Source organism: Alteribacillus bidgolensis (assembly GCF_002886255.1).
Classification (GTDB): domain Bacteria; phylum Bacillota; class Bacilli; order Bacillales; family Marinococcaceae; genus Alteribacillus; species Alteribacillus bidgolensis.
In genome coordinates this window covers 3,304,408-3,326,156 of sequence record NZ_KZ614149.1, presented here as the reverse complement: position 1 = coordinate 3,326,156, position 21,749 = coordinate 3,304,408, and the positions used below count along the sequence as shown (strand labels likewise).

19 protein-coding genes and 1 tRNA gene are annotated in these 21,749 nt (G+C 39.4%); all 20 read right to left on the bottom strand.

All coding sequences use genetic code 11. The features are described 5' to 3' along the window. Positions 1 to 5: 5 nt before the first annotated feature. Complete coding sequence (locus tag CEF16_RS16395) at positions 6 to 788, bottom strand: type III pantothenate kinase (RefSeq protein ID WP_091587484.1); 783 nt, start codon at positions 786 to 788, stop codon at positions 6 to 8. A 90-nt stretch (positions 789 to 878) separates the two neighbouring features. After that, positions 879 to 2,945, bottom strand: a complete 2,067-nt coding sequence (ftsH, locus tag CEF16_RS16390) for an ATP-dependent zinc metalloprotease FtsH (protein WP_091587485.1) — start codon at positions 2,943 to 2,945, stop codon at positions 879 to 881. 67 nt (positions 2,946 to 3,012) lie between these two features. Beyond that, on the bottom strand, positions 3,013 to 3,555 hold the full coding sequence (gene hpt, locus CEF16_RS16385; protein ID WP_091587487.1) for a hypoxanthine phosphoribosyltransferase: 543 nt from the start codon (positions 3,553 to 3,555) through the stop codon (positions 3,013 to 3,015). A 144-nt stretch (positions 3,556 to 3,699) separates the two neighbouring features. Next, the gene (tilS, locus tag CEF16_RS16380; RefSeq protein ID WP_091587489.1) at positions 3,700 to 5,103 is read right to left on the bottom strand and encodes a tRNA lysidine(34) synthetase TilS; all 1,404 of its coding nucleotides are present in this window, start codon (positions 5,101 to 5,103) and stop codon (positions 3,700 to 3,702) included. Continuing rightward, positions 5,087 to 5,533 (bottom strand): threonine/serine exporter family protein, encoded by a 447-nt coding sequence (locus tag CEF16_RS16375; RefSeq protein ID WP_342750485.1) that lies wholly within the window; start codon positions 5,531 to 5,533, stop codon positions 5,087 to 5,089. Before CEF16_RS16375 ends, tilS begins: the two co-directional genes overlap by 17 nt. Positions 5,534 to 5,560: 27 nt before the next feature. Beyond that, positions 5,561 to 6,319 carry a threonine/serine exporter family protein gene (locus tag CEF16_RS16370; RefSeq protein WP_091587490.1) on the bottom strand — a complete coding sequence of 253 codons (759 nt, stop codon included), beginning with the start codon at positions 6,317 to 6,319 and terminating at the stop codon, positions 5,561 to 5,563. Between the two features lie 24 nt (positions 6,320 to 6,343). Next, entirely contained in the window at positions 6,344 to 7,360 is a 1,017-nt protein-coding gene (locus CEF16_RS16365; RefSeq protein WP_091587492.1) for a protein kinase domain-containing protein, read from the bottom strand. Continuing rightward, a complete protein-coding gene (locus tag CEF16_RS16360; RefSeq protein ID WP_091587494.1) occupies positions 7,320 to 8,063 on the bottom strand; it encodes a VWA domain-containing protein in 744 nt (247 codons plus the stop codon). The genes CEF16_RS16365 and CEF16_RS16360 overlap by 41 nt, the downstream gene beginning before the upstream one ends. A 98-nt stretch (positions 8,064 to 8,161) precedes the next feature. Further along, entirely contained in the window at positions 8,162 to 10,657 is a 2,496-nt protein-coding gene (spoIIE, locus tag CEF16_RS16355; protein ID WP_091587496.1) for a stage II sporulation protein E, read from the bottom strand. A gap of 474 nt (positions 10,658 to 11,131) precedes the next feature. After that, a tRNA-Met gene (locus CEF16_RS16350) sits at positions 11,132 to 11,208 on the bottom strand. A gap of 193 nt (positions 11,209 to 11,401) precedes the next feature. Continuing rightward, entirely contained in the window at positions 11,402 to 11,839 is a 438-nt protein-coding gene (locus tag CEF16_RS16345) for a S1 domain-containing RNA-binding protein (RefSeq protein ID WP_091587498.1), read from the bottom strand. 92 nt (positions 11,840 to 11,931) lie between these two features. Next, entirely contained in the window at positions 11,932 to 12,321 is a 390-nt protein-coding gene (locus tag CEF16_RS16340; protein WP_091587500.1) for a septum formation initiator family protein, read from the bottom strand. 16 nt (positions 12,322 to 12,337) lie between these two features. Further along, complete coding sequence (gene yabQ / locus CEF16_RS16335; protein ID WP_091587502.1) at positions 12,338 to 12,925, bottom strand: spore cortex biosynthesis protein YabQ; 588 nt, start codon at positions 12,923 to 12,925, stop codon at positions 12,338 to 12,340. Continuing rightward, positions 12,922 to 13,218 (bottom strand): sporulation protein YabP, encoded by a 297-nt coding sequence (gene yabP, locus CEF16_RS16330; protein WP_091587504.1) that lies wholly within the window; start codon positions 13,216 to 13,218, stop codon positions 12,922 to 12,924. The genes yabQ and yabP overlap by 4 nt, the downstream gene beginning before the upstream one ends. Positions 13,219 to 13,303: 85 nt before the next feature. Then, positions 13,304 to 13,564: an RNA-binding S4 domain-containing protein gene (locus tag CEF16_RS16325; protein ID WP_091587506.1), complete on the bottom strand. Its 261-nt coding sequence runs from the start codon at positions 13,562 to 13,564 to the stop codon at positions 13,304 to 13,306. Between the two features lie 32 nt (positions 13,565 to 13,596). Next, positions 13,597 to 15,087, bottom strand: a complete 1,491-nt coding sequence (gene yabN / locus CEF16_RS16320; protein ID WP_091587507.1) for a bifunctional methyltransferase/pyrophosphohydrolase YabN — start codon at positions 15,085 to 15,087, stop codon at positions 13,597 to 13,599. Beyond that, positions 15,077 to 16,696: a putative polysaccharide biosynthesis protein gene (locus tag CEF16_RS16315; protein ID WP_091587509.1), complete on the bottom strand. Its 1,620-nt coding sequence runs from the start codon at positions 16,694 to 16,696 to the stop codon at positions 15,077 to 15,079. The genes yabN and CEF16_RS16315 overlap by 11 nt, the downstream gene beginning before the upstream one ends. A gap of 128 nt (positions 16,697 to 16,824) precedes the next feature. Further along, a complete protein-coding gene (spoVT, locus tag CEF16_RS16310) occupies positions 16,825 to 17,364 on the bottom strand; it encodes a stage V sporulation protein T (RefSeq protein WP_091587554.1) in 540 nt (179 codons plus the stop codon). A gap of 208 nt (positions 17,365 to 17,572) precedes the next feature. Next, the gene (mfd, locus tag CEF16_RS16305) at positions 17,573 to 21,109 is read right to left on the bottom strand and encodes a transcription-repair coupling factor (RefSeq protein ID WP_091587510.1); all 3,537 of its coding nucleotides are present in this window, start codon (positions 21,107 to 21,109) and stop codon (positions 17,573 to 17,575) included. Between the two features lie 375 nt (positions 21,110 to 21,484). Continuing rightward, positions 21,485 to 21,718: an anti-sigma-F factor Fin gene (gene fin, locus CEF16_RS16300; RefSeq protein ID WP_091587512.1), complete on the bottom strand. Its 234-nt coding sequence runs from the start codon at positions 21,716 to 21,718 to the stop codon at positions 21,485 to 21,487. Positions 21,719 to 21,749: the final 31 nt, after the last annotated feature.

Genomic DNA, 21,749 nt, shown 5'->3' with positions numbered 1-21,749 from the left:
TTTAATCATCCTTTCCTATAATGCGGTTTATTTTTCTCATAAATATAACACAAGCCTTTCAAGGTTAGGTAAGGATCAACACGGTCAATCGTCTTGGCAGCTTTGCTTATTAATTCAGCTAAACCACCGGTTGCTATAACAAAGGGATTTCCTTTAGCTTCTTCTTTCATTCTGGACACAATCCCATCTACTTGTCCGGCATAACCATAGTAAACGCCTGACTGCATAGCATGTACTGTATTTTTCCCAATAACATGGTCAGGTTTCCCAATTTCGATCCGAGGAAGTTTAGATGCTTGCTGGTATAATGCATCGGCTGCAACATTCATTCCAGGAGCAATGGCGCCTCCGATATATTGATTGTGATGGTCAATATAACAAAACGTGGCTGCGGTTCCAAAATCTACTATTATTAACGGGCCGTCATACTCCTCAATGGCCGCTACAGCATTAACAATTCGATCCGCCCCTACATCTCTTGGATTGTCATAACGAATATTAAGGCCCGTTTTAATGCCAGGCCCAATAACCATAGGGTAAAGACGAAGATACTTTCGGCACATTTGTTCAAACGTATAAATAATATGTGGTACAACGGAGGAGATAATAACACCTTCTACTTCTTGTGCTTCCACCTTTTGAACGTGAAGAAGATTTAGCAGCTGTAAACCGTATTCATCTTCAGTCTTTTTCTGATCCGTTGATAAACGCCAATAGGAAACCAATTTTTTCTTTTTATATAACCCTAGCACTATGTTCGTATTCCCTACATCCATAACTAATATCATACGTTGTCCCCACCTAGAAATATAACTTAATTAGCTTGATCTAGCTGAAAAAGGGATGCCTTATCAGGGCATCCCTTTTCACATCGCCTTTTATTTCCGGTCATCGTCGTCATCCGCAGGAGGATTATTATTACCTAATTTTTCAGGTTCCGTTTTTCCTTCCGTCACGTCGGTTTCTTTTTTAGAAGTTTCGTCTTCCGGCGTTTCCGGTTGTTCCTCCGTATTAGACTTAGACTGGATATTTACTTTCACATCATCATTTGGGCCGTTTTCCTTTGAAACACCAACTTCATCATCACTTTTGTTTAAGTGGTGGTCATCAGGAAGCTTTCCGTCGTCAACTAATGATTTGATCTGCTGCGCATCGAGAGTCTCTAACTCCAATAAAGTTTGCGCTACAAGCTCAAGCCTATCTTTATATTCTGTAAGAATTTGCTTACATTGATCGTAGGATTCTTTAATGATTCGCTGCACTTCTTTGTCAATTTCATGTGCAATCGCATCACTATAATTTTGTTCATTTTGTATATCGCGGCCTAAGAAAACCTGTCCGCCTGAACTTGACCCAAATTGTAGCGGTCCAAGTTTCTCACTCATCCCGTACTCGGTAACCATTTTACGAGCGATGTCTGTTGCACGTTGAAAGTCATTATGAGCTCCGGTACTAACTTCATTAAACATTACTTCTTCTGCTACGCGTCCACCTAAAAGCCCTACAATCTTATCGAGGAGTTCAGGTTTAGTCATAAAGTAGCGGTCTTCTTTTGGAAGCATAACAGCATAACCGCCTGCCTGTCCGCGTGGAACAATCGTAACTTTATGAACCATATCAGCGTTTTTAAGCTTGACACCGACTACAGTGTGGCCAGCTTCGTGATGAGCAACAATGTTTTTCTCTTTTTCTGAGATAACACGGCTCTTCTTGGCTGGTCCGGCAATCACACGGTCAATTGCTTCTTCTACATGGGTCATACGTAATTTGGTCATATCGGCTCTAGCTGCTACAAGTGCCGCTTCATTTAATAAATTCTCTAAATCGGCACCAGAGAAACCTGGTGTTCGTTGAGCAATAGCTTGAAGATCCACGTCGTCTGCCATCGGTTTATTTCGAGCATGAACGTGAAGGATTTCTTCTCTTCCCTTCACATCCGGACGCCCTACCATGATTTGACGGTCGAAACGACCTGGACGAAGAAGCGCTGGGTCTAAGACGTCAGAACGGTTAGTAGCTGCAATAATGATAATTCCTTCATTAGCGCTGAAACCGTCCATTTCAACGAGCAGCTGGTTTAATGTTTGTTCTCTCTCGTCATGTCCGCCGCCAAGACCTGCACCGCGCTGTCTCCCGACTGCATCTATTTCATCTATAAAAATGATACATGGTGCATTTTTCTTGGCATTTTCAAATAAATCACGTACACGGGAAGCACCGACACCTACAAACATTTCCACAAAATCAGAACCGCTGATCGAGAAAAATGGAACGCCAGCTTCCCCGGCAACAGCTCTAGCAATTAAGGTTTTACCTGTTCCTGGAGGTCCTACGAGGAGTACCCCTTTTGGAATCCTGGCACCTATATTAGCGAATTTTCTAGGGTCTTTTAAGAAATCAACCACTTCTATTAATTCTTGCTTTTCTTCTTCAGCACCAGCAACATCTTTAAAGCGGGCTTTCTTTTTGTCTTCCTGATACAGCTTGGCTTTGCTTTTGCCAAAGTTCATGACACGGCTGCCGCCGCCTTGAGCCTGGCTGAGCAAGAAGAAGAATAAGATGAAAATAATCACAAAAGGAATGATGGATGTAAAGAAAGTAACCCAAGCGCTTGGCTCTTCAGCGGGTTCTGTTTCTAAACTAAGAGCTTCTCCATCAGGACCTTGAGCGGTCATTATGGTCTGCGTATTTTCTTCGGAAATAGGTAAATATGTCTGGAAGGCCTCTCCTTCTTCGTCTCCAACCTCCTGGCCTTCAACAAGATATACTTCCCCTTCCGGCTGTAAAGTTACGGAACTTATTTCGTTATTTTGTAATTTTGATAAAAATTCATTCGTTGTCATTTCATTCGTTTCCGTTTGATCATTACTCAGGAAACTAATGATACCTATAATGACAAGGAATAAAAGCAAATAAAAAACAGTATTTCGAAAAATCCGGTTCATTCCTGACCTCCTCCCACGGGCATTGACAACTTCAATAATAGTACCATATTTGTATTGTTTCTCACAATCATGACCCCTTGTATATTTCAGGCTTTAAAACACCAATGTAAGGGAGGTTGCGGTACTTTTCAGCATAATCCAGCCCGTATCCTACCACAAACTCGTCCGGCACAATAAACCCAGCTAAATCAGGAACAAGGTCTACTTGCCTGCCGTCGGGTTTGTCTAACAAAGTGACAATTGTTAATGATTTCGCCCCTCTGTGTTTAATTAAACTGACTAGATAGTTCAATGTAATGCCGCTGTCGATAATGTCTTCTAAAATTATTATGTCTCTACCTTCTACTGTTGTATCCAGGTCTTTTATAATTTTAACTTCTCCAGATGAAACGGTACTGTTACCATAGCTTGATACATCCATAAAATCAATCTCAATATGAGTTTCAATCCGCTTGGATACATCGGCCATAAAAGGGAGTGCTCCTTTAAGAACCCCGATAACTAACGGAAAACGTCCGTCATATTCTTCGGATATATATTTACCGATTTCACGGATTTTTTCTTGTAATTCCTCTTCGCTGATCAACACTTTTTCAATATCATCATGCATCTGGATTTATATACCCTCCCAAGCGTTGTTTCAATCTAATTATTCATGCATTGGTGCTAATATTGTCCGTTCCCTATCTTACCATGAGTTCTTCATAAATTTCACCCTTCAAACCTTGACATGGTCTATACGAAAGCAAAATCACTATTGAGGGAGACCTTTACATTGTATGGCAACATAATCTGTTTCCAATCCAAGATTTCTCACATGGCTTGAAGACCTTTTTAAATAAGGAATCCAAAGGACCTCTCCTGTTGCATCAGTTAAAATCGGCCAAGTGTTTCGTTTATCTTGTGGGATTTTTTTGTCTATAAAGATACGATTCACTTTTTTGGTTCCCTTCATTCCTAAAGGGTGAATTTTATCTCCGGCTTTCCATGTACGGATTATCAGCGGAAACGTTGTTTCTTCCTCTTTACAAATAAACACATTTTCTCGTTGTGCCCATTCCTTAATATTTTTGGTCCTTTGCGCAGTGAAGGTGATATCATCATAAGAAACCTTTTCGGAAATGTTTAAATAACGAGTGGGTCTATTTTTTTCCATCTTGTCCTCACTGTTGATCGTAAAACGCAAGGAGTTGTAAGAACGAGACACCTTAACCCCTCCCGGCCAATCCAACGTAAAGGAGGGGTGCTGCTGGTGTAACAAATGAACTAATTGTTTAATATGTAAAATGGATAATTCAGGAACCTTTGAATAACAAAGATACTTTAATATTAGATGAATCCCTCTTCTTTGTAAAGGGACAGGAAGCGCTATCAAACCGTCTGCAGAAATAGTCATGGAATGTTCATTCTTGTTTAAGAGAAGTCGTTGAATTTCTTCCTCTGCCAAAGACTCAATATAATGCCTTTCTTCTGATTCCCAGTCTAAAAAATCTTGAAAATGCTGATGGACTAATTTATTTTCTTTTTTTAGAAATGGAAGCACAGATTGCCTGAATCTGTTCCGAGTATATTTATCTGAACTATTGCTTTCATCTGTGCGAAACGGAATGTTGTTTTCATGACAGAAATGTAGAATTTCTTCTTTTGTTACACAAAGTAATGGCCTTATTAATTTCCCATCTCCGAAAAGCCGCGAAGATGCTATCCCGGCTTCTCCTAAAACAGCTCTGCCTGTTGCCTGCTTCATAAGCATAGTTTCCATTTGATCGTCGGCATGGTGGCCGGTTGCTAAAACATCTAATTTGTATTCCGACATCAATGTCTCTAAGTAATTATATCGAAGACGGCGCGCTTGTTCTTGTACGGTACCGCCTTCTTTTTCTAATGCTTCTTTAACATCAACCTGTTTACTGAAATAGGGAACCCCTTTATCCCTGCACCAATTTCTTACAAATTTTTCATCTTCAGATGCCGTTTCCTCTCTCAACCCATGATTTACATGTGCAGCCGCGACTTTCAATTTCCATTCTTGCTGAAATTCCAATAATAAATGTAAAAGAGCCATGGAATCCGGGCCTCCAGAAACAGCGGCTAATAGTTTATTGCCACTCTTTAGAAGTTCCCGTTCATTTATCCATTGTTTAACGATTTGTTTCATAGCGCTGCCCTACCCCTTTACCAATAGAAAAAATAGACAATGCAAAAACTAACCCTGCTGCTATGGCACCTGCTTGTAATAACGTTTCTATTCCCTGCTGCAACCCATTAAAATAATCCTCTTCAACGAAAGCAAGCATGGTAGAATAAGCTCTCTCTCCTGGAACAAGCGGTATAATACCTGGAATAGTAAATGTCGTTACTGGAACACGTCTAAAACGAGCCAGCCAGTGCGATACAAAAGCAGCGGCAAACGCTGCAACTGCGGCCGAGAAAACTTTACTCCACCCAAAATCCGGAAGAAAACTATAAATAAACCAAGTAATAACACCAATAAACCCGCCCCACCACACAAGACGGAGCGGAATATTAAATATAATTCCAAAAGCTACAGTAGCGATAAAACAAAGTAATAATTCTAACCAAATCATTAGGCACACTCCAGTACTTAGCTTGCATTAAATATATAGAATAGAAAGAGAGACAGCAACTCCTGCAGCTATAGAAAGCGAGGAGACACCAGCTTCCGCCCCGCGAGCAACCCCGGCAACAAGGTCTCCTGACATGAGATCTCTGACAGAGTTAGTCAACGGAACACCGGGTACTAGCGGAATGAGTGTACCGATAATCACTTGATCTATACTTATGCCAAATCCTGATTGAATCATTAATATAGCTGTCATTCCACCTGTTAGAGACGCCAAAAATTCCGAAAAAAATCTAACTTTCAAATATTTTTGGTACAAAACTAAAGAAACCGTTGTAATCAATCCACCAATAAAAGCCGGCAAAACATCGAATAAGCTTCCCCCTATTAAATAAGAGAAAGCTGCCCCTCCTATACCCGATGCCAAATAAATCAGCCACAAAGGGTAATTCATAGGGGCTTTTTCAATTTCAATAAGTTTATGGATTGTATCTTCTATGGTTAACTCACCGTGTGTAAATTCTCTTGATACCTGGTTCACAGATGTTACCTTGCTTAAATCCTGATATCTTTCTCGCACACGGATCATTTGCATTAGATCTTGGCCTTCTTTTGTACGAAATGCTAGAAAAATACCGGTTGTTGTTACAAAACTGCTAACATGAAGCATACCAGCAGATTGAGCCATACGTGTCATTGTATCCTCTACTCTATATGTTTCAGCTCCGTAGCGAAGCATTAGTTTGCCGCCAAGTAAACAGCATTCCATTGTTTGTTCTGCTTTACCCATGAAGCACTCCCCACTTTTCCCACTTTACATCCATTGTCCCATAAAGTATAGAATAGATGATAAAAAGAGAAAAGAGGCTGTAAGGATAATTTCTACTCTATAGGAAGAAGAGTTTTCTTTTTTTCTTTTATTTTTTCTTAGATTCGGTCCGTTTCTTGCTTTCTTATTAACCGGGTGAGCAGAACGGGCTCGCTTCTCTTTATACGATCTTTTATATGAACGAGCTTCAATGGCTGCCATCACATCTTTTTTCATCCATTGAGCTCCTGTATACTTCCCTTTTAAGGCATGAAGGAGAATTTTTTTATAAGGGGAAAGCGGGGTCATGTTTGAAATTCGTCTTGATAAATAATCTAAACTATTCTCATTACCAGACGGTTTATTAAATCGCTCGCGATAAGCAGTTTGAATAAATATCATAGCAGCAGAAAACAAATCATAAGACGGTTCTGCCTTTCGATCACCAAGTCCCCAATATCCTCTATCATAAAATTCTGTATATTCTTTGATTGATCTCCCTATTTTTGTTGTCCCCCCCACATCAAACCATCTAACCCGTGCAGGCGGGCCAGTTACAATTAAATTTTCAGGTTTTAGATCTCCAAATATCCACCCCTCTCTGTGCAGACGGTCCAGATCTCCTAATAACTGGACCATGAGTATCGGTGCCCATTCTATTCCTTTTTTTTTCGTAAACTCTAATAATGACTCCCCTTTTAAATACTCCATACAAAAAAAAGGATACGTTTCATTTCCAATTTCTATATCATCTACATCCCATAAAGAAGGCCCTAGTACATTACCTTTAACTTTGGAAAAATGCTTTAATACATTTATTTCCGAAGTTAATGACATTTTATTTTCTCCAATTTTCACCGCGGCCTGACCTGTTCTTGTTTCTACTAAATAAACAGAGCCTGTTGCTCCATGACCTAGTTTTTTAACAATGCGGTATGGATTTCTGTTCCATTTCCCGAGCCATTTTGTGCCCGGAGCAAGATTAGAAGCCTGATTCTTCAAATGGACCGTCTTCCTCTCCATACTCAATCAGACTCCTTCTATCCTGACGTTTTTCAAAATGGTATAAAGCAGCCTTTAAGGCAGGCCCTGTAGGTGTGACTCCTCCAGTAGTTAAGCGATTAAATGTTCCTGTAAGAGAGTTAATTTTTGGAGTCCAGTCTAATACTTTTTCCACTTCTTTTCTTTTCCCGGGAAATAAAAACAAAGAAAAATGATTTCCTCCGGTTCTCGAATTCAAACTGATGGATAGATCAGACAAAGCCTCTTGCACCATTGGAAGCTTAGCTTTCATGCTTGCGCTTGTGTCCACTAAAATTAAAACCTCTAAACTAATATTCTCTCCTAATTCATCCACCACCTCCATAACTTCTCCTCTTTTATCAGGCGGGAGATCTTCCATTTCCTGTTCTTCACCTAAAATATGGCGCAGTTCATTGTGCACCACTCCGTGCAGGGTTTGAGTCATAGCTTGTCTAGTTACCATCTGTACGGTTTGTGATAATTGGTTAGCATATACAACCTGACTAACACCCCCTCCTGCCATCGATATATCTTCCACTTCTTTCATTCCATGTTCCCGGGCTGCCCCATGTTCAAGAATTCCTATCACATTTACAGTTATTCCTTTTTCCTTTGCAAATGCTGCGACTGCAGCTGGATCTTCACCTTGATTAGAGCAGCCATCGGTTAATAATAAAATTTGTTTTATTTTTCCTCCACTCATAATGTTCCCCTCCGTTTTTGGTATTATTTTCATTTTTGACGGTGTATGAAAAATATATACCTTATCGAAGGGTTTTAAAGACTTCAGATCGGCTGAAATTAAGCTTTTTTTCGTTTTAATGGGACGGTTTGACGAACCGGTATTGCTGCCCACTTCGGTAGGTTGCGCTCGATTTTTGCAGTCACAATGGTCATGTCATCATTTATTTTGCCTTGCGATACCCTCATCACCCTCTCTAATAACAAGTCTGCCATTTCCTGCGGGTCCTCTGTATCAAGCTGTGAAATAATACGCCTTATCCATATTTCCGTATTTTCAATCGGACCAGGAATATCTAGAATACCGTCGCTCATCATAATAAGCATATCTCCATCTTTCATTTGCTCAGTGACAACATCTAATTCAGCATGTTCCATCATGCCAATAGGCAGATTTCGTGCTTCAATTTGCTTTACTTTATCCTCCCTTCTAATAAAGCTAGGAATTGAACCTATTTTTATAAACCTGCTCTTTGCTTCTTGCAAATCAATCATCGCAAGATCAAGCGTAGAAAACATTTCTTCGGTTGAACGTAAACTTAAAATCGAATTAATAGAACGTATCGCTGTTTTCTCATCCATTCCAGAAGCAAGTATGGTTTGTAAAATTTGCAGCGCTGAACTGCTTTCTCTATGTGCCTTTTCTCCGCTTCCCATCCCATCACTTATTGCAATGGCATGTTTTCCTGCCCCAATATCCATAGAAGCATAACTGTCCCCTGACACCCACCCTCCGCCTTTAGCCACCGATGATGTTCCAATATTCACTGTGTATGTTCGAGCCGACACGAAAGTGAGGTTTAAATATTCTGATATGTTTTCGTATGGCTCTTCTTTATCTACAATAATGTGTTCTTTTAAAATATCAGACAGCATTGGTGCAATGATTTTTTCTGCCTGTTCTAGTCCCGCCCCCTTTAACACGCTCATTTCTATCTCTACATTTCCTTCATCAAGCCTATATATATCTACATGGCCAATATCAAGCCCTGCGTCTTGTAAAGCTTCATGGATTTGCTCTTCCTGCCAATGGTGGGCTTCCTTTTCTCTTTGTATTTCGCGAGCGAAATCATCCATGACTTCAGATACCCCTCTAAGCTGATCCGCTACGAGCTGACGGCTCTCCTGGACTTGTTTGGACAGTTCCCTTCTGGCTTGATCTTGCTTTAACTCTTCTGTCATTACTTTGGTTATCCTAGTTTCATAGTGACAATGCTTCTTCCATTGGTTTTTCATAGGACCGCTTATTTTTCCGTTTCGTTCTAGTTCATAGAGCATGCTTGTCATGCCATCGTACGTTTCGTGAAACTGGTTGACCCAGCACCTTTCTTTACGAAAACAAGTTTGACACGTTTTTTCGGTTATTTTACTTAATAATTCATCTCTCTCTTTGTCCTCCATTTCTTTATCTGTCATGTCAGGGCTGGACATAAAGCTTTTGGAGAGGGTTTGAAACAGATTAGAAAACCTCTCTACTTTTAATGCCGTAATATCCCTGATTTTTTTCATATGCTTTTGTTGTTCCCGGGCATATTCCGGAGTCCCTGGAATATATTTTTCTATAAAGGAAGTGATTATACGAGGAGTAATTAAAAATAAAGCAATAGCTGCCGCTGATTCGGCAAGCGTCAAAGTAGCTCCATTCATACCATCTCCATATAATGCAATTAAAGCCGTACCTAAAAGCATTCCAATGCTAACCCCGACTTTTTTGCCTTCTTTTAAAAGCCCGCCAAGAAGGCCTGCAAATGCAAGCAAGCTCATCTGATATAAGTTAGCAACGGAAGCCAGACTGAGAACAAGCCCAACAATGACACCTACGGACGCACCAAGTGCTGCTCCTCCCGTATACGCAAATAACAGCACGAGGTATCTGGCCAGGGTATGTTCGGCAGCCATCCCATAGATCACCCAGCCGATTGCTCCGGTCATGACAGAAGCTAGTAATATAATAAAACAAACAATTTCTTCTTGTTTTAATGGTTGTTTTCTTTTCTTCGTTATCAATAGAGGCATACTTTGTAAAAAAATCATCGTTAAAATAAAGCTAAGGCCTGCTTCCACTCCAGCCATTACCATAGAATAAGACGATAGAGCCCCTTCTTCTAGCCATACAGTACTTGCACGGGCTCCCACTGTAGCTAAAAATACAGACAGCGGCAGCGTCCATCCTGTCCTCGATCCATAACGGGTAATCCATTCATAGATGCCTAAAAAGATAGCAATGGCTGCTAATACAAATGCTCCGTGAAAGATAGCACCAGAAAAGGTACCAACAATGATACCTGCTGCTGCAATAATTCCTTTTTCTTTACGCCATGAGTACACCGCTGCAAAAAATGGCAGTGCAAAAGGAAACAGCTCTGCAAGCAAAACAGCTCGTCCTAAAAGAATTCCTAAAATAAAGACAAGACCGCCCCATTGAATAAACAACATTTCTAACAATCTTAATGTTTTCTGCTTCGTGCGATTACTGATATTCTTTACTAAAGCCCATACGTGCTCCCAAATCGGTTCTGTTTCATCTGCTCGTTTCGTTAGATCCCGTTGATACATAATAACCCACCACCTGCTAGAAAGTTTGTGGATTTATTATATATTCAATTTTGTTAAATGTTTGTCAAAATCACGAACAGATACAAAAAAAGTCTTCGACGATTTATTTTTTTTATAAAAACCCCTGTTTGTAAGCTTTAGCAGTGTATTTTCAAAAAAAGCAAAACACCAACTAACAATTTCTTACAGCAAATAAAAAAGAATGCTTGAAAATGGAGTAAAAACAAACAGAATGATGTTATAAAAAAATCTTTATAAAGGGAAATTCGTCTAAGATATAGGAACTTCTGCTAAGTTTGCGATCGTTTAGTTTGCGGTTTTAGCAAAAGATCTTTATTATCTTGTGGGTACGAGCAGCTAGGTGCTGAAGCGAGACGCAGATAAAGATAGTTATCTAATAGAAAATATAATTTCCTCGACAATTAAAAAAACGAGCCTCTCACAAAAGAGAAGACTCGTTATGATTTCTATGTATGGTAGCGGCGGAGGGGATCGAACCCCCGACCTCACGGGTATGAACCGTACGCTCTAGCCAGCTGAGCTACACCGCCAATTTTTCACAACATGAGTGATTATATAATGACAGGGCGGGTTTAGTCAACCAATCCTTTTAAATTTTTTTAGATATATGAAGACTGCCTAAAGAGTACCAACACAGGATCAGCTATGAACCTCTGCTCCGTAAAAGAGTAGCTCTTCAAACAGTCTTCTGCGATTTATCCAGTAAAGCCTGCAGCAAGCTGCTTATTTTTTGGAGCGTCCGCCGCGTTTGGAATCGGTTTGTTTACGCAATGAAGCTAATCTTTCTTCACTGTCTTTCATAAAGCGGTTCATCTTTTCTTCAAAAGACAAGGAACGCTGTCCTTTTCCAGATCCACTGCGGCGATCTCCTCTTGAACGATCTCCTTTCGGACGATCTCCTCCCCGGGGGCGATCTCCTTTTGGCCGTTCCTGGGCTTTTCGAATGGAAAGACCAATCTTACCATCGTCTTCCACTTTCATAACCTTTACAGTGACCTCGTCACCAACACTTAAAAATTGATTGATATCATCTACATACTTGTCGGCCACTTCGCTAATATGAACCAGCCCAGTTTTTCCATCCGGCAGCTCTATAAATGCTCCAAAATGGGTGATACCTGTGACCTTCCCTTGCAACTTGCTGCCTACTTCGATTGACATTTAAAAAAAGCTCCTCCTTATTTTCTTTCCTTAGAAAGCTGACTTTACAGTCTTAAAATCATTACTATTATACTCGAATGATTAAAAAAGTGTCAATCTATTGATTCATTGGGTACTTTAAATAATGTTTCACCAGGTTTTGTCAAATAGTAATCTCTTCTCGCCACTTCTGCTATGTAGTCGAGATCATTGTAGTTTTTAACGTCTTGTTTGAGGCGAGATTCTTCTGCATGCAGTTCTTCAAGCTTGTTTTCAAGCTCTGCCCGTTCTGCTTTTTTAGCTTCAAGCGTAGACCACTGTGATACTAACAATACGGTAAATACCACAGCAAGAACGACACCTGCAATAGAAAGGGCAGTAAGGCGGCGGACAAGACCGCGTCGTCTTTTTGTGGAAGCCGCTTTTAAACGTTCTTGTTCTCTCGCTTGCTCTTTAACATAGGGCTTGTTAATTTCCGTAACTTTCTTCTTTTCAGATATCAATAAAAATCACCCCGGCTTATTTAAATATCCTCCATTTTTTTACCCTTTTTCGAACGGACTGAAAAGTTTTTTCTAAAAAAGTTATGATAGGCTGAGGAAGAAGACGTCGGAAAACTGGAATAAGAATACGTGCTGCCAATTTTAAAGGAAAAATGAGGAGGTTTAATAGAAAAAATAGAACGTTTCCACTTATAGTTATCCCTATCATAACGGACGAGGTGATGAGTTTCAATATAAATTTAATAGGAGAAATAATGAATATCCGAATGAGAGCGGCTATTGTACTTCTTGTCCACCGAACAATAGAGAAACCGAGTTCCATTGTTTTTATAAATGGGCTCCTCCCGTAACGACGGTAGATAAAAAAACCTGCAGCTATGGAGAAAAATATATAAATTCTAAGCTCCCCTTCGTTCACATGCAATAGCACATAAAAAACGAGGAGCACCTGAACGAGCCAAAACAAAAGATCCCATGCCAATCTAGTCCAAAATGCCTTCACAGACCGGATCGTTAAACGATGGTAAAAATCCAGATTCATTCCCAGGACTAGTCCCATTGCCATCATTGCAAACATTGTCTGGAATTGAACTGCCAGACTCACTTAAATAACTTCCCTATAAACCCTTTAGATTTTCCAGTAGCCTGATCCACATAAACGAGGTCATCTACTTTTCCTTCAATCGAAATAATACCTTCATCTACGTCTAAGTTTTTTATATGCAGGTTATGACCACGTACTGACAAAAAACCGAGGGACGTCTCCAATAAAAATTCTTCATTATCAAAACTCTCTACTTCTTTAACCCCGGTAATATCAAGGCTTTTCCTGCCTTTTAATATTACTTCGTGCGGGGGCTGCGGACGTTGTGCCATTGAATCTTCTCTAAAAGACATATTCCACACACTCCTCTTATCGATAGCTTGTCACATATATATGTGCCTTTCCTAAGAGATAGTAGTAGAAATATGCCTTTTTCCATTATTCATTTACTGGTTCTTCTTTTAGTACGGTATACATCGTGTTTGACACTTCTTTTTTGGTCGTGTCCTTTATTTCATCTACGCGGACCGTAACAAGTTTAGAGCCAAACCTTATAGAAACTTCATCTCCAGGTGCTACTTCTGTTCCCGCTTTGGCTTTGTTTCCATTTACTGTAATTCTTCCTTGAGAAGCCACTTCTTTGGCTAATGTTCTTCTCTTAATTAATCTAGAAACCTTTAAAAATTTATCAATTCGCATATAGACTCTCCTCTCCTAAACAAATGAAACGATTATTTTCGTTTTGCCTCTTCCCATAACTCATCCATATCATCTAATGTAGTGTCTTCTAAAGAACGTCCTTGATTAATTAATACTTTTTCAATGTAGGAAAATCTCTTTTTAAATTTTACATTAGTCATATGCAAAGATTCTTCAGGATGCAGCTTATAAAAACGCCCCAAATTCACGAGTACAAACAACAAATCTCCAAATTCTTTTTTCATGGCTTCTTTATTCCCTTGTTTTACCTCATAAAGCCATTCCGCGGTTTCTTCTTGCAGTTTTTTCCACATCGGTGCGTCATCATTCCAGTCAAATCCAACTTTTGCAGCTTTTTTTTGCAGTTCATAAGCTTGCATAAGTGCTGGCATTGATGCAGGAATATCGGTTAAAAGAGAATCTTCAGCGTCTTTTGTCTCTTTTTCAGAACGTTTGATGGCTTCCCAGTTTTCATTTACCTGCTCTTCTGTATGAGCTGTTGTATCCCCAAATACATGAGGGTGACGACGAATCATTTTTGAAGTCAATGTCTCTATAATATCTTCAACGTTAAAAAAACCTTCGTCTTCCCCAATCTGTGCATGAAGCATCACCTGCAGCAATACATCACCCAGTTCTTCCTGTAAATGATCATCATCTTCTTGATCAATTGCATCAATCACCTCATAAGCCTCTTCCAAAAGATACCTTTTTAGAGAATGATGTGTCTGCTTTTTATCCCATGGACATCCATCCGGACCACGAAGTTTTGCAATCACTTCTCGAAGTGTCTCAAATTCCCTGTATAACACGTTATCCTCTTGAACAGGCGGTACATAGAGGGCCATTAAATTATTTTGTGTCATTTCCCGATCTAATGCAAAAAGGGGAACGTTTTGCAGTTTTTCTTGAGATGTTCCCGCAGCTGTCACTAGAGTGACTTCATAATCATCTGGATATTTTTCCATTAACGTCAGTTTAACTTCTGAAGCAATCATCTGGTCATAAATCTGACTAATTATAATGTGCTGGGTCATTTTTATATCTTTTGTTTGAATAGCAGTTGCATCCAAAAGTTGAAAGCCATTATTTGGGTCTATGCGAAGAGCTGAAAACATCGGATCAAGAAAACTTTGCCCGCCCAGTATTTCAACTTGAAGCTCCCCATTTCCTTCCTTCTCTAATAGCTGCTCCACTGTTAATTCTGCTGTCATCGGATGACCGGGCACGGCGTAATAGATATGGTTATGATTCGATGCTGCTTCTATTAATTCCTTTATTATATTTTTATAAACCATTTCAAATGTATCATTTGCTTCATACAAATGATCAAAACTTAAATAAGAAATCTCTTCTTCCTCTAGTTCTTTCACAACTGGATGCTTTGCTGTACGCAAAAAAAGAGGTGCCGCTTTTTTCAATATTTGATATACACCAAGAGGAAGCTGGGCTAATTCACCAATACCAAGACCGATTACCGTGATCTGCGGTATATTTGTGTTTTTACTAGAATTATTGTTCATGTTTCTTCTCCTTTCGGTCTATAACTTTTTCTATTTTTTCCATGCCAGGCAGCAGAAAACGTTCTTCTCGAGTAATTAGAGATAAACGAACCAAAAGCCATACAAACAGCAGGGCAGAAGCCAGTGCTATAATCAAAGACACTGCTGCAGCCCCTGGTCTTGTCGTGATAGAAAAAACATAAGAACATATGAAATACAGCACAGACGCTGTCAGGCTCATCGTGCCAAGTGATATGATTGCTTTTATCATCCAGCGCCAATTGGGAAACGTCATTAATTGCTTTTTGTAAATAAAAAGAATATTACAAAGAGCAGTTGCTGCCATCCCTATAACTGTTGCTGCAGCTGCTCCCTTTTCATTAAATAATGGTATCAGCCATACATTTCCGCCCGCTTTAATGAATAAACCAAGCACAAGAAAACAAGCTGGGATTACAAAATAATCGTGGCCTTGCAGTACTGCAGAAGCAGCCATAATTAACCCACTAAAAACAAGCGATACTGCTAATATTTGAAGAATATCTGTACCTTTGGCGTTTTCAAACAACATAATATTGACAGGCTCCGCTATAATGTATAGACCTAAAGCAGCGGCAGCACCGATTAAAAAACTTACTTGTACAGCAAATGCTGCATACTTTTGTGAGGCTTTTACGTTTCCTTTAAGCTTTTCACTGCTTATAAGAGGAACCACCGCCATAGCAAACGACGTGGCGATAACAGTGCCAAATTGCAAAAGCGGCTGTCCTCTATCAAATACCCCCTTGCCGGCCCTTGCTTCTTCGAAAGACATTCCATAGATTTGCAAAATACGAGCTACAGAAAAAGCGTCGATGAATTGATATAGAATAAATATCATGGCACCCATACAAACAAGCAATCCTCTGCTTAAAACTTTCGTATTTACTTGTTTTATCTTATCGAAAACACCAGTCCAATTCACGCGATTATACCTTTGAAAATGGAGAGAATAGTAAAATTTTATAAGGAAAACAGCTCCTGCAGTACTTCCTGCAATCGAGCCCACAGCTGCAGCCACACCAGACGCATAAGCTCCCTTTCCTAATAAAACGACAAGAAAAGCAAGTCCTAAAATAACAGCCACCCGAATACATTGCTCTACCACATGAGAAACAGCAGTAGGTTTCATTTCTCCCATTCCTTGAAAATAACCTCGAAACGCAGAAAACACAGGAATAAATAAACAAACCGAAGAAATAATACGAAGAGGTACATCCAGCCTTTTATCCCCCATTGCTGCAGCTATTGCATCTGCCCCAAAAAACAGGATTAAAAATATTGGTATATGCGTGAACAACAAAATTAGAAAAGAAGCATAAGCCATTTCTTCTGCTTTTTTTGCTCCTTCTTCATCGTTTGTTTCCATCACCAACTTTGATATAATTACCGGAAACCCGTACATAGCAACCACCATAGCCGCCCCGTAAAAAGGGTATATTTGTTGGTATACATAATACCCTAAATCTCCAGTAATGTTTTGATAAGGTACGCGGTACAAAGCACTCAGCACTTTTCCAAGAAACGCTGCACCGGTAACTAGAAAAGCTCCTTTCCATAAGCTTTCGCTTTTTATGTAAGGTTGCCACATCTCAATCTCCCTTTCGCTTTCCCAGTATATCACAGCAAAGAGAGAAAACAGATGATGAAAAAGCTGCCTTTATTTGATTAAAGGCAGCTGCATTTACTCTTTACATGTTATATCCAAAACCAAAACGCTTATTGCTCCATTTGTCTTGCCAAAAAGCCGGCAGCTGTTTCAAGCAGTTTTCCAGAGATGGCTTCATCCACCTTGTCATCTTTTGCAATCATTACAACTGCTCCAATAGGATCACCGTTAGCTATGATAGGAGCTACCGCATACCCTCTCATTGTTTCTTGATGATCGCTTACGATGTTGTAATCTCCTTTACTAGAAGTTACTTTAGTTTTTCGTTCATTGATTGCTTCTTCTACTGCACCACCAACACTTTTGTTTGCATAATCTTTCTTTACACCGCCAGAAACAGCAATGAATGTATCTCGATCTGCCACTAATACAGGGTGATGAAGGGTATCGTATAAGGCCTCTGCATATTCTTTGGCAAAATCTCCAAGTTCAGAGATAGGTGAATACTTTTTCAAAATAACCTCTCCGTCTCGGTCCACAAAAATCTCAAGAGGGTCTCCTTCTCTGATACGTAAAGTGCGGCGGATTTCTTTTGGTATTACAACTCTTCCTAAATCGTCAATGCGGCGGACAATGCCTGTTGCTTTCATCATGGAAGTGTGCCTCCCTTTCTAAAGATGTTTTTCTAAAGATGGTCCAGAGACATAAGGATCAGTTCAATATACTGTCGCTTCCTTGTTCAAGGTAAATTATCTGAGTTGGAAGTTCCCCCGTCTCTTTCTTTTTATTGTTTTTATTATCCACCACAGGTAAATAACTATTCATTTTTTTTTTAGAAAGTTACCATTTTCTTTTTTATTAGGAAGAAGCAGTCTCTTCTTTTACTTTTTTGGTATCGGGTAGTTTGTTTACTAACACTTCCATGATTTCTAAAAGACGTTTACCTGACATTCTGTTTTGATGGAGAACAAGTTTAATTTTCTGGCCGCTCGTGCCTAAACCTACCTCTCTCCCAAATTCATTTACTGCTTCAAAAAGTTTAGAGCCATCAATATTTTTACTTGTCTCCTCTGCAATAAGAAGTATGGTTTTCCCACTTTCTTGAACAATCGATTCGATACCATTTTCTCTTGCTTGTATTTTAATTTTGGACAATGTAAAGAGGTCCTTGGTCTCTTCTGGATAGTCACCAAACCGATCCACCATTTCATCTTGCAAATCCCTGAGGTCCTCTAGTGTTTCAAGCCCTTTAAAACGCTTATACATTTCAATTTTTTGCTTGGAATCATCGATATAACTTGCAGGAATGTAGGCATCAACCTTCACATCTATTTCTATTTCCGGTACTTTTACTTTTGGTTTATCAACTTTTCGCTCTTCAATGGCATCTTTGAGCATTTGTGAATATAAATCGAAACCTACTGATTCAATAAAGCCATGTTGTTCAGCACCTAAAAGATTCCCTGTCCCTCTGATGGATAAGTCTCTCATCGCAATTTTAAAACCAGAACCAAGTTCCGTAAATTCCTTAATGGCTTGCAAACGTTTTTCTGCGATTTCGGTTAATACTTTGTCACGCTGATAAGTGAAATAAGCATATGCTACCCGATTAGAGCGTCCAACTCTTCCTCTGATTTGATAAAGCTGAGAAAGCCCCATTTTATCGGCATTATAAATAATTAATGTATTTACGTTTGGTATATCAACGCCTGTTTCGATGATGGTGGTCGTGACAAGTACATCTTTATTGCCTTCGAGAAAATCAATCATCACAGACTCAAGTTCCTGCTCATTCATTTGGCCGTGAGCGTATGCTACTTCTGCTTCTGGAACAAGCATAGACATTTGTTCTGCCATTCGACTGATGTCATCCACCCTATTATACAAAAAGTATACTTGACCGCCCCTGCTAAGCTCCCTTTCCACTGCCTCTTTAATAAGGGAGGCGTTATAATCAAGCACATACGTTTGTACAGGAAATCGATTTTCTGGAGGTGTTTCAATAACAGACAAATCCCGGACTCCAAGCATCGACATATGCAGCGTTCTTGGTATTGGGGTTGCAGTTAATGTCAAGACATCAATATTTGCTTTTAATTTTTTAATTTTTTCTTTATGCGTTACACCAAATCGCTGTTCTTCATCAACTATTAAGAGACCTAAATCTTTAAATTTCACATCCTTGGATAATATTCGGTGTGTGCCAATAACTATATCAACACCGCCCGTTTTTAATCCATTGATTGTCTCCGTTTGTTGTTTACGAGTCCGAAAACGACTTAATAATCCTATGTTTATAGGATAATCGGAAAAGCGTTCAGAAATGGTGTCAAAATGCTGTTGGGCTAAAATGGTAGTTGGTACAAGCAGAGCAACCTGCTTCCCGTCAAGAATTGCTTTAAAAACAGCACGGATCGCCACTTCTGTTTTTCCATAACCAACATCCCCGCACAATAGACGGTCCATTGGACGTTCTTTTTCCATATCTTCTTTAATTTCTTGTATGGCTTTTAGTTGATCTTCGGTCTCTTGATATGGAAAAGAAGAGGCAAATTCCTGCTCTTCTTCTTGATTATCAGAAAAAGCATAGCCTTTAGATGCTTCTCGTTCAGCATATATTTTAATAAGGTCATCTGCGATATCTTGAACTGAAGATTGAACTTTGCGTTTAACTTTTTTCCAGTCGTTGCCGCCTAGTGCATAAATTTTTGGATCTTTTTCTTCAGAACCGACATACTTTTGCACTTGGTCAATTTGTTCGACAGGTACATACAATTTATCGTTCCCTGCATAAGAAATATTTAAAAAGTCCTTATGGATACCGCCGACTTCTAGTGTTTCAATGCCTAAATACTTTCCAATGCCATGGTTGATATGAACAACCAAATCTCCGACTTGAAGCTCGGAATAACTTTTTATTCGTTCAGCATTAGTAAGTTTTTGTCTCCGTTTCACTCTATTTAATTTTTTCGTAAACGTCTCTTGTTCAGTAACAACAGCAATCTTCTCCATTGGTAATTCGAAACCGCTGTTTAATTGACCACGAACAATCGTAGCACGTTCTGAAGAAAATGGACCGCTTCGTTGCACCCGATCTGCCTCTATATCATAATCGTCGAGTATATTTTCAAGACGTTTGGCTCTATCATCATCCCCTGCAACAAATACGACAGTATACCCGCTTTTGTGCCAGCGTTCCATTTCACTTTTTAAAACCGGCATTTGGCCATGAAATTGCTGCATGGCCTTACATTGAATATTCGCTACGTTTTGAGGCTGTATAGAAGGTATGTTCCTTAGAAATAACGAGAAATAAATACGGGGGTTTTTACACTTTACAAATAAATCGTTAAACCTCACCGATAATGAAATATCATTTGGTATTTCCCCTTGTTCTAAAACGGTTGTAGACCATTCCGCTTCTTCTTTATCTAATCGTTCTGCCATTTCCTGCACGCGGCTTACTTCATCGAGAAAGATGACAGTGTTATCAGAAAAATAAGACAAAAGGGTTGTCGGCTTTTCATAAAAATATTCCATATATTTATATAATCCCTGAAAACGGGTCTGTTCTGTCAAAAGTTCTTTTTCATACGTCAGATTTTCCTGTAGTTTTTCTTTTACTTTGCTGTCCTTTACTTTTTTTAGCGTTTGAGACAGTGATTCGTTGAGTTGATCAGCGGCTTTTTCATATTGCTCTTGATATAATATAGTCTCCTGTGCTGGCCCGATTACAGCTTCTGAGAGCGAATCTAAAGATCGTTGGTCATCTACTCTAAAATATCGTAAAGAATCAATTTCAGTGTCGAATAATTCTATCCTTACAGGATTTTCTTCTGTTAAAGTATAAATATCAATAATTCCGCCTCGCACACTAAATTCTCCAGGAGCGGACACCATATCAGCCCGCTGGTAACCCAATGCCGATAAATCAGACAAAAACGTATCTAGTTCTATATCTCTTCCTTGTTGTAAATGTATTTGGGAATCTTTCCACAGTTCCACCGGTGGAAGAAGCCGCCTTACCCCTGCAACCGGTGCAATGACGATTCCATTGAACCCTTGCACAAGCTTATCCAGCACTTCAATCCTCTGCGACCTCATTTCAGGACTAGCAATGGCAATTTCAGAAGATATCAATTCATTTACTGGGTATAAATATACATCATTCTCTACTAAATCTATTAAATCTTCATAAAGCTTTTGAGCCTGATATAACGTATGGGTAATCACGAGCTGCGGTCTATCTACTTCAGACTTAGTTAGAGACACAAAAAAGGTACGGGCAGAACCGCTAAGGCCTGCTACTAACTGTTCGTTTAAATTATTTTCTATACCTTCTAACACTGCATTTACATGATGATTCTCTGCCAGGGCTTTTTGCAATCCCTTCATGGCTCATTTTCCTCCTTCGTTCCTTCCCCTAAAATCCCTTCGTATGACAGCATGATATAAATTATTTTTACATGTATTTCTCTTACTAAAAAATACACGACTAGAAAAGCTTAGCTTACCGCCAAGTTCAAATGGCGCAAGTCGTAGTTTTGCTATACTTTGAGCCTTTAATAAAGTTAAATTCATTCCTAAAGTATAAGAAAATATTACTTAATAGTAAAACGGAAAATTTTATTGCTATTATACCCGTTTAAATCTCTCCATAAAAGTTGCTTGTTCCATTTTTGATAAGCAGAAAAATGGGCCGGCTTCCTTCACGCGAAGTTGTTCATGAAGTGCCAGTCCCAATTTTACTTTATACATATGATCAATTTTCTAATGGATCCATCTATCCAACTCATGAAAATGAGGATTATTTTCTAGTGCTTCCTCACAATCTTCACAAGTTACTCTTACATGGACATTCCCATCTGAACCATAGTGAATAATTTGCTGTTGTTCTTCATCGGTTAACTGATCAAAACCTAGACGGGGAGACACCAACAATTCTTCATCTTCAAGTGTCCCAATAGATGTGCCGCAATGCCGGCAATAATACCGAATAGCCATATTACCGCTCCTTTTGCGATTGTACATGGTA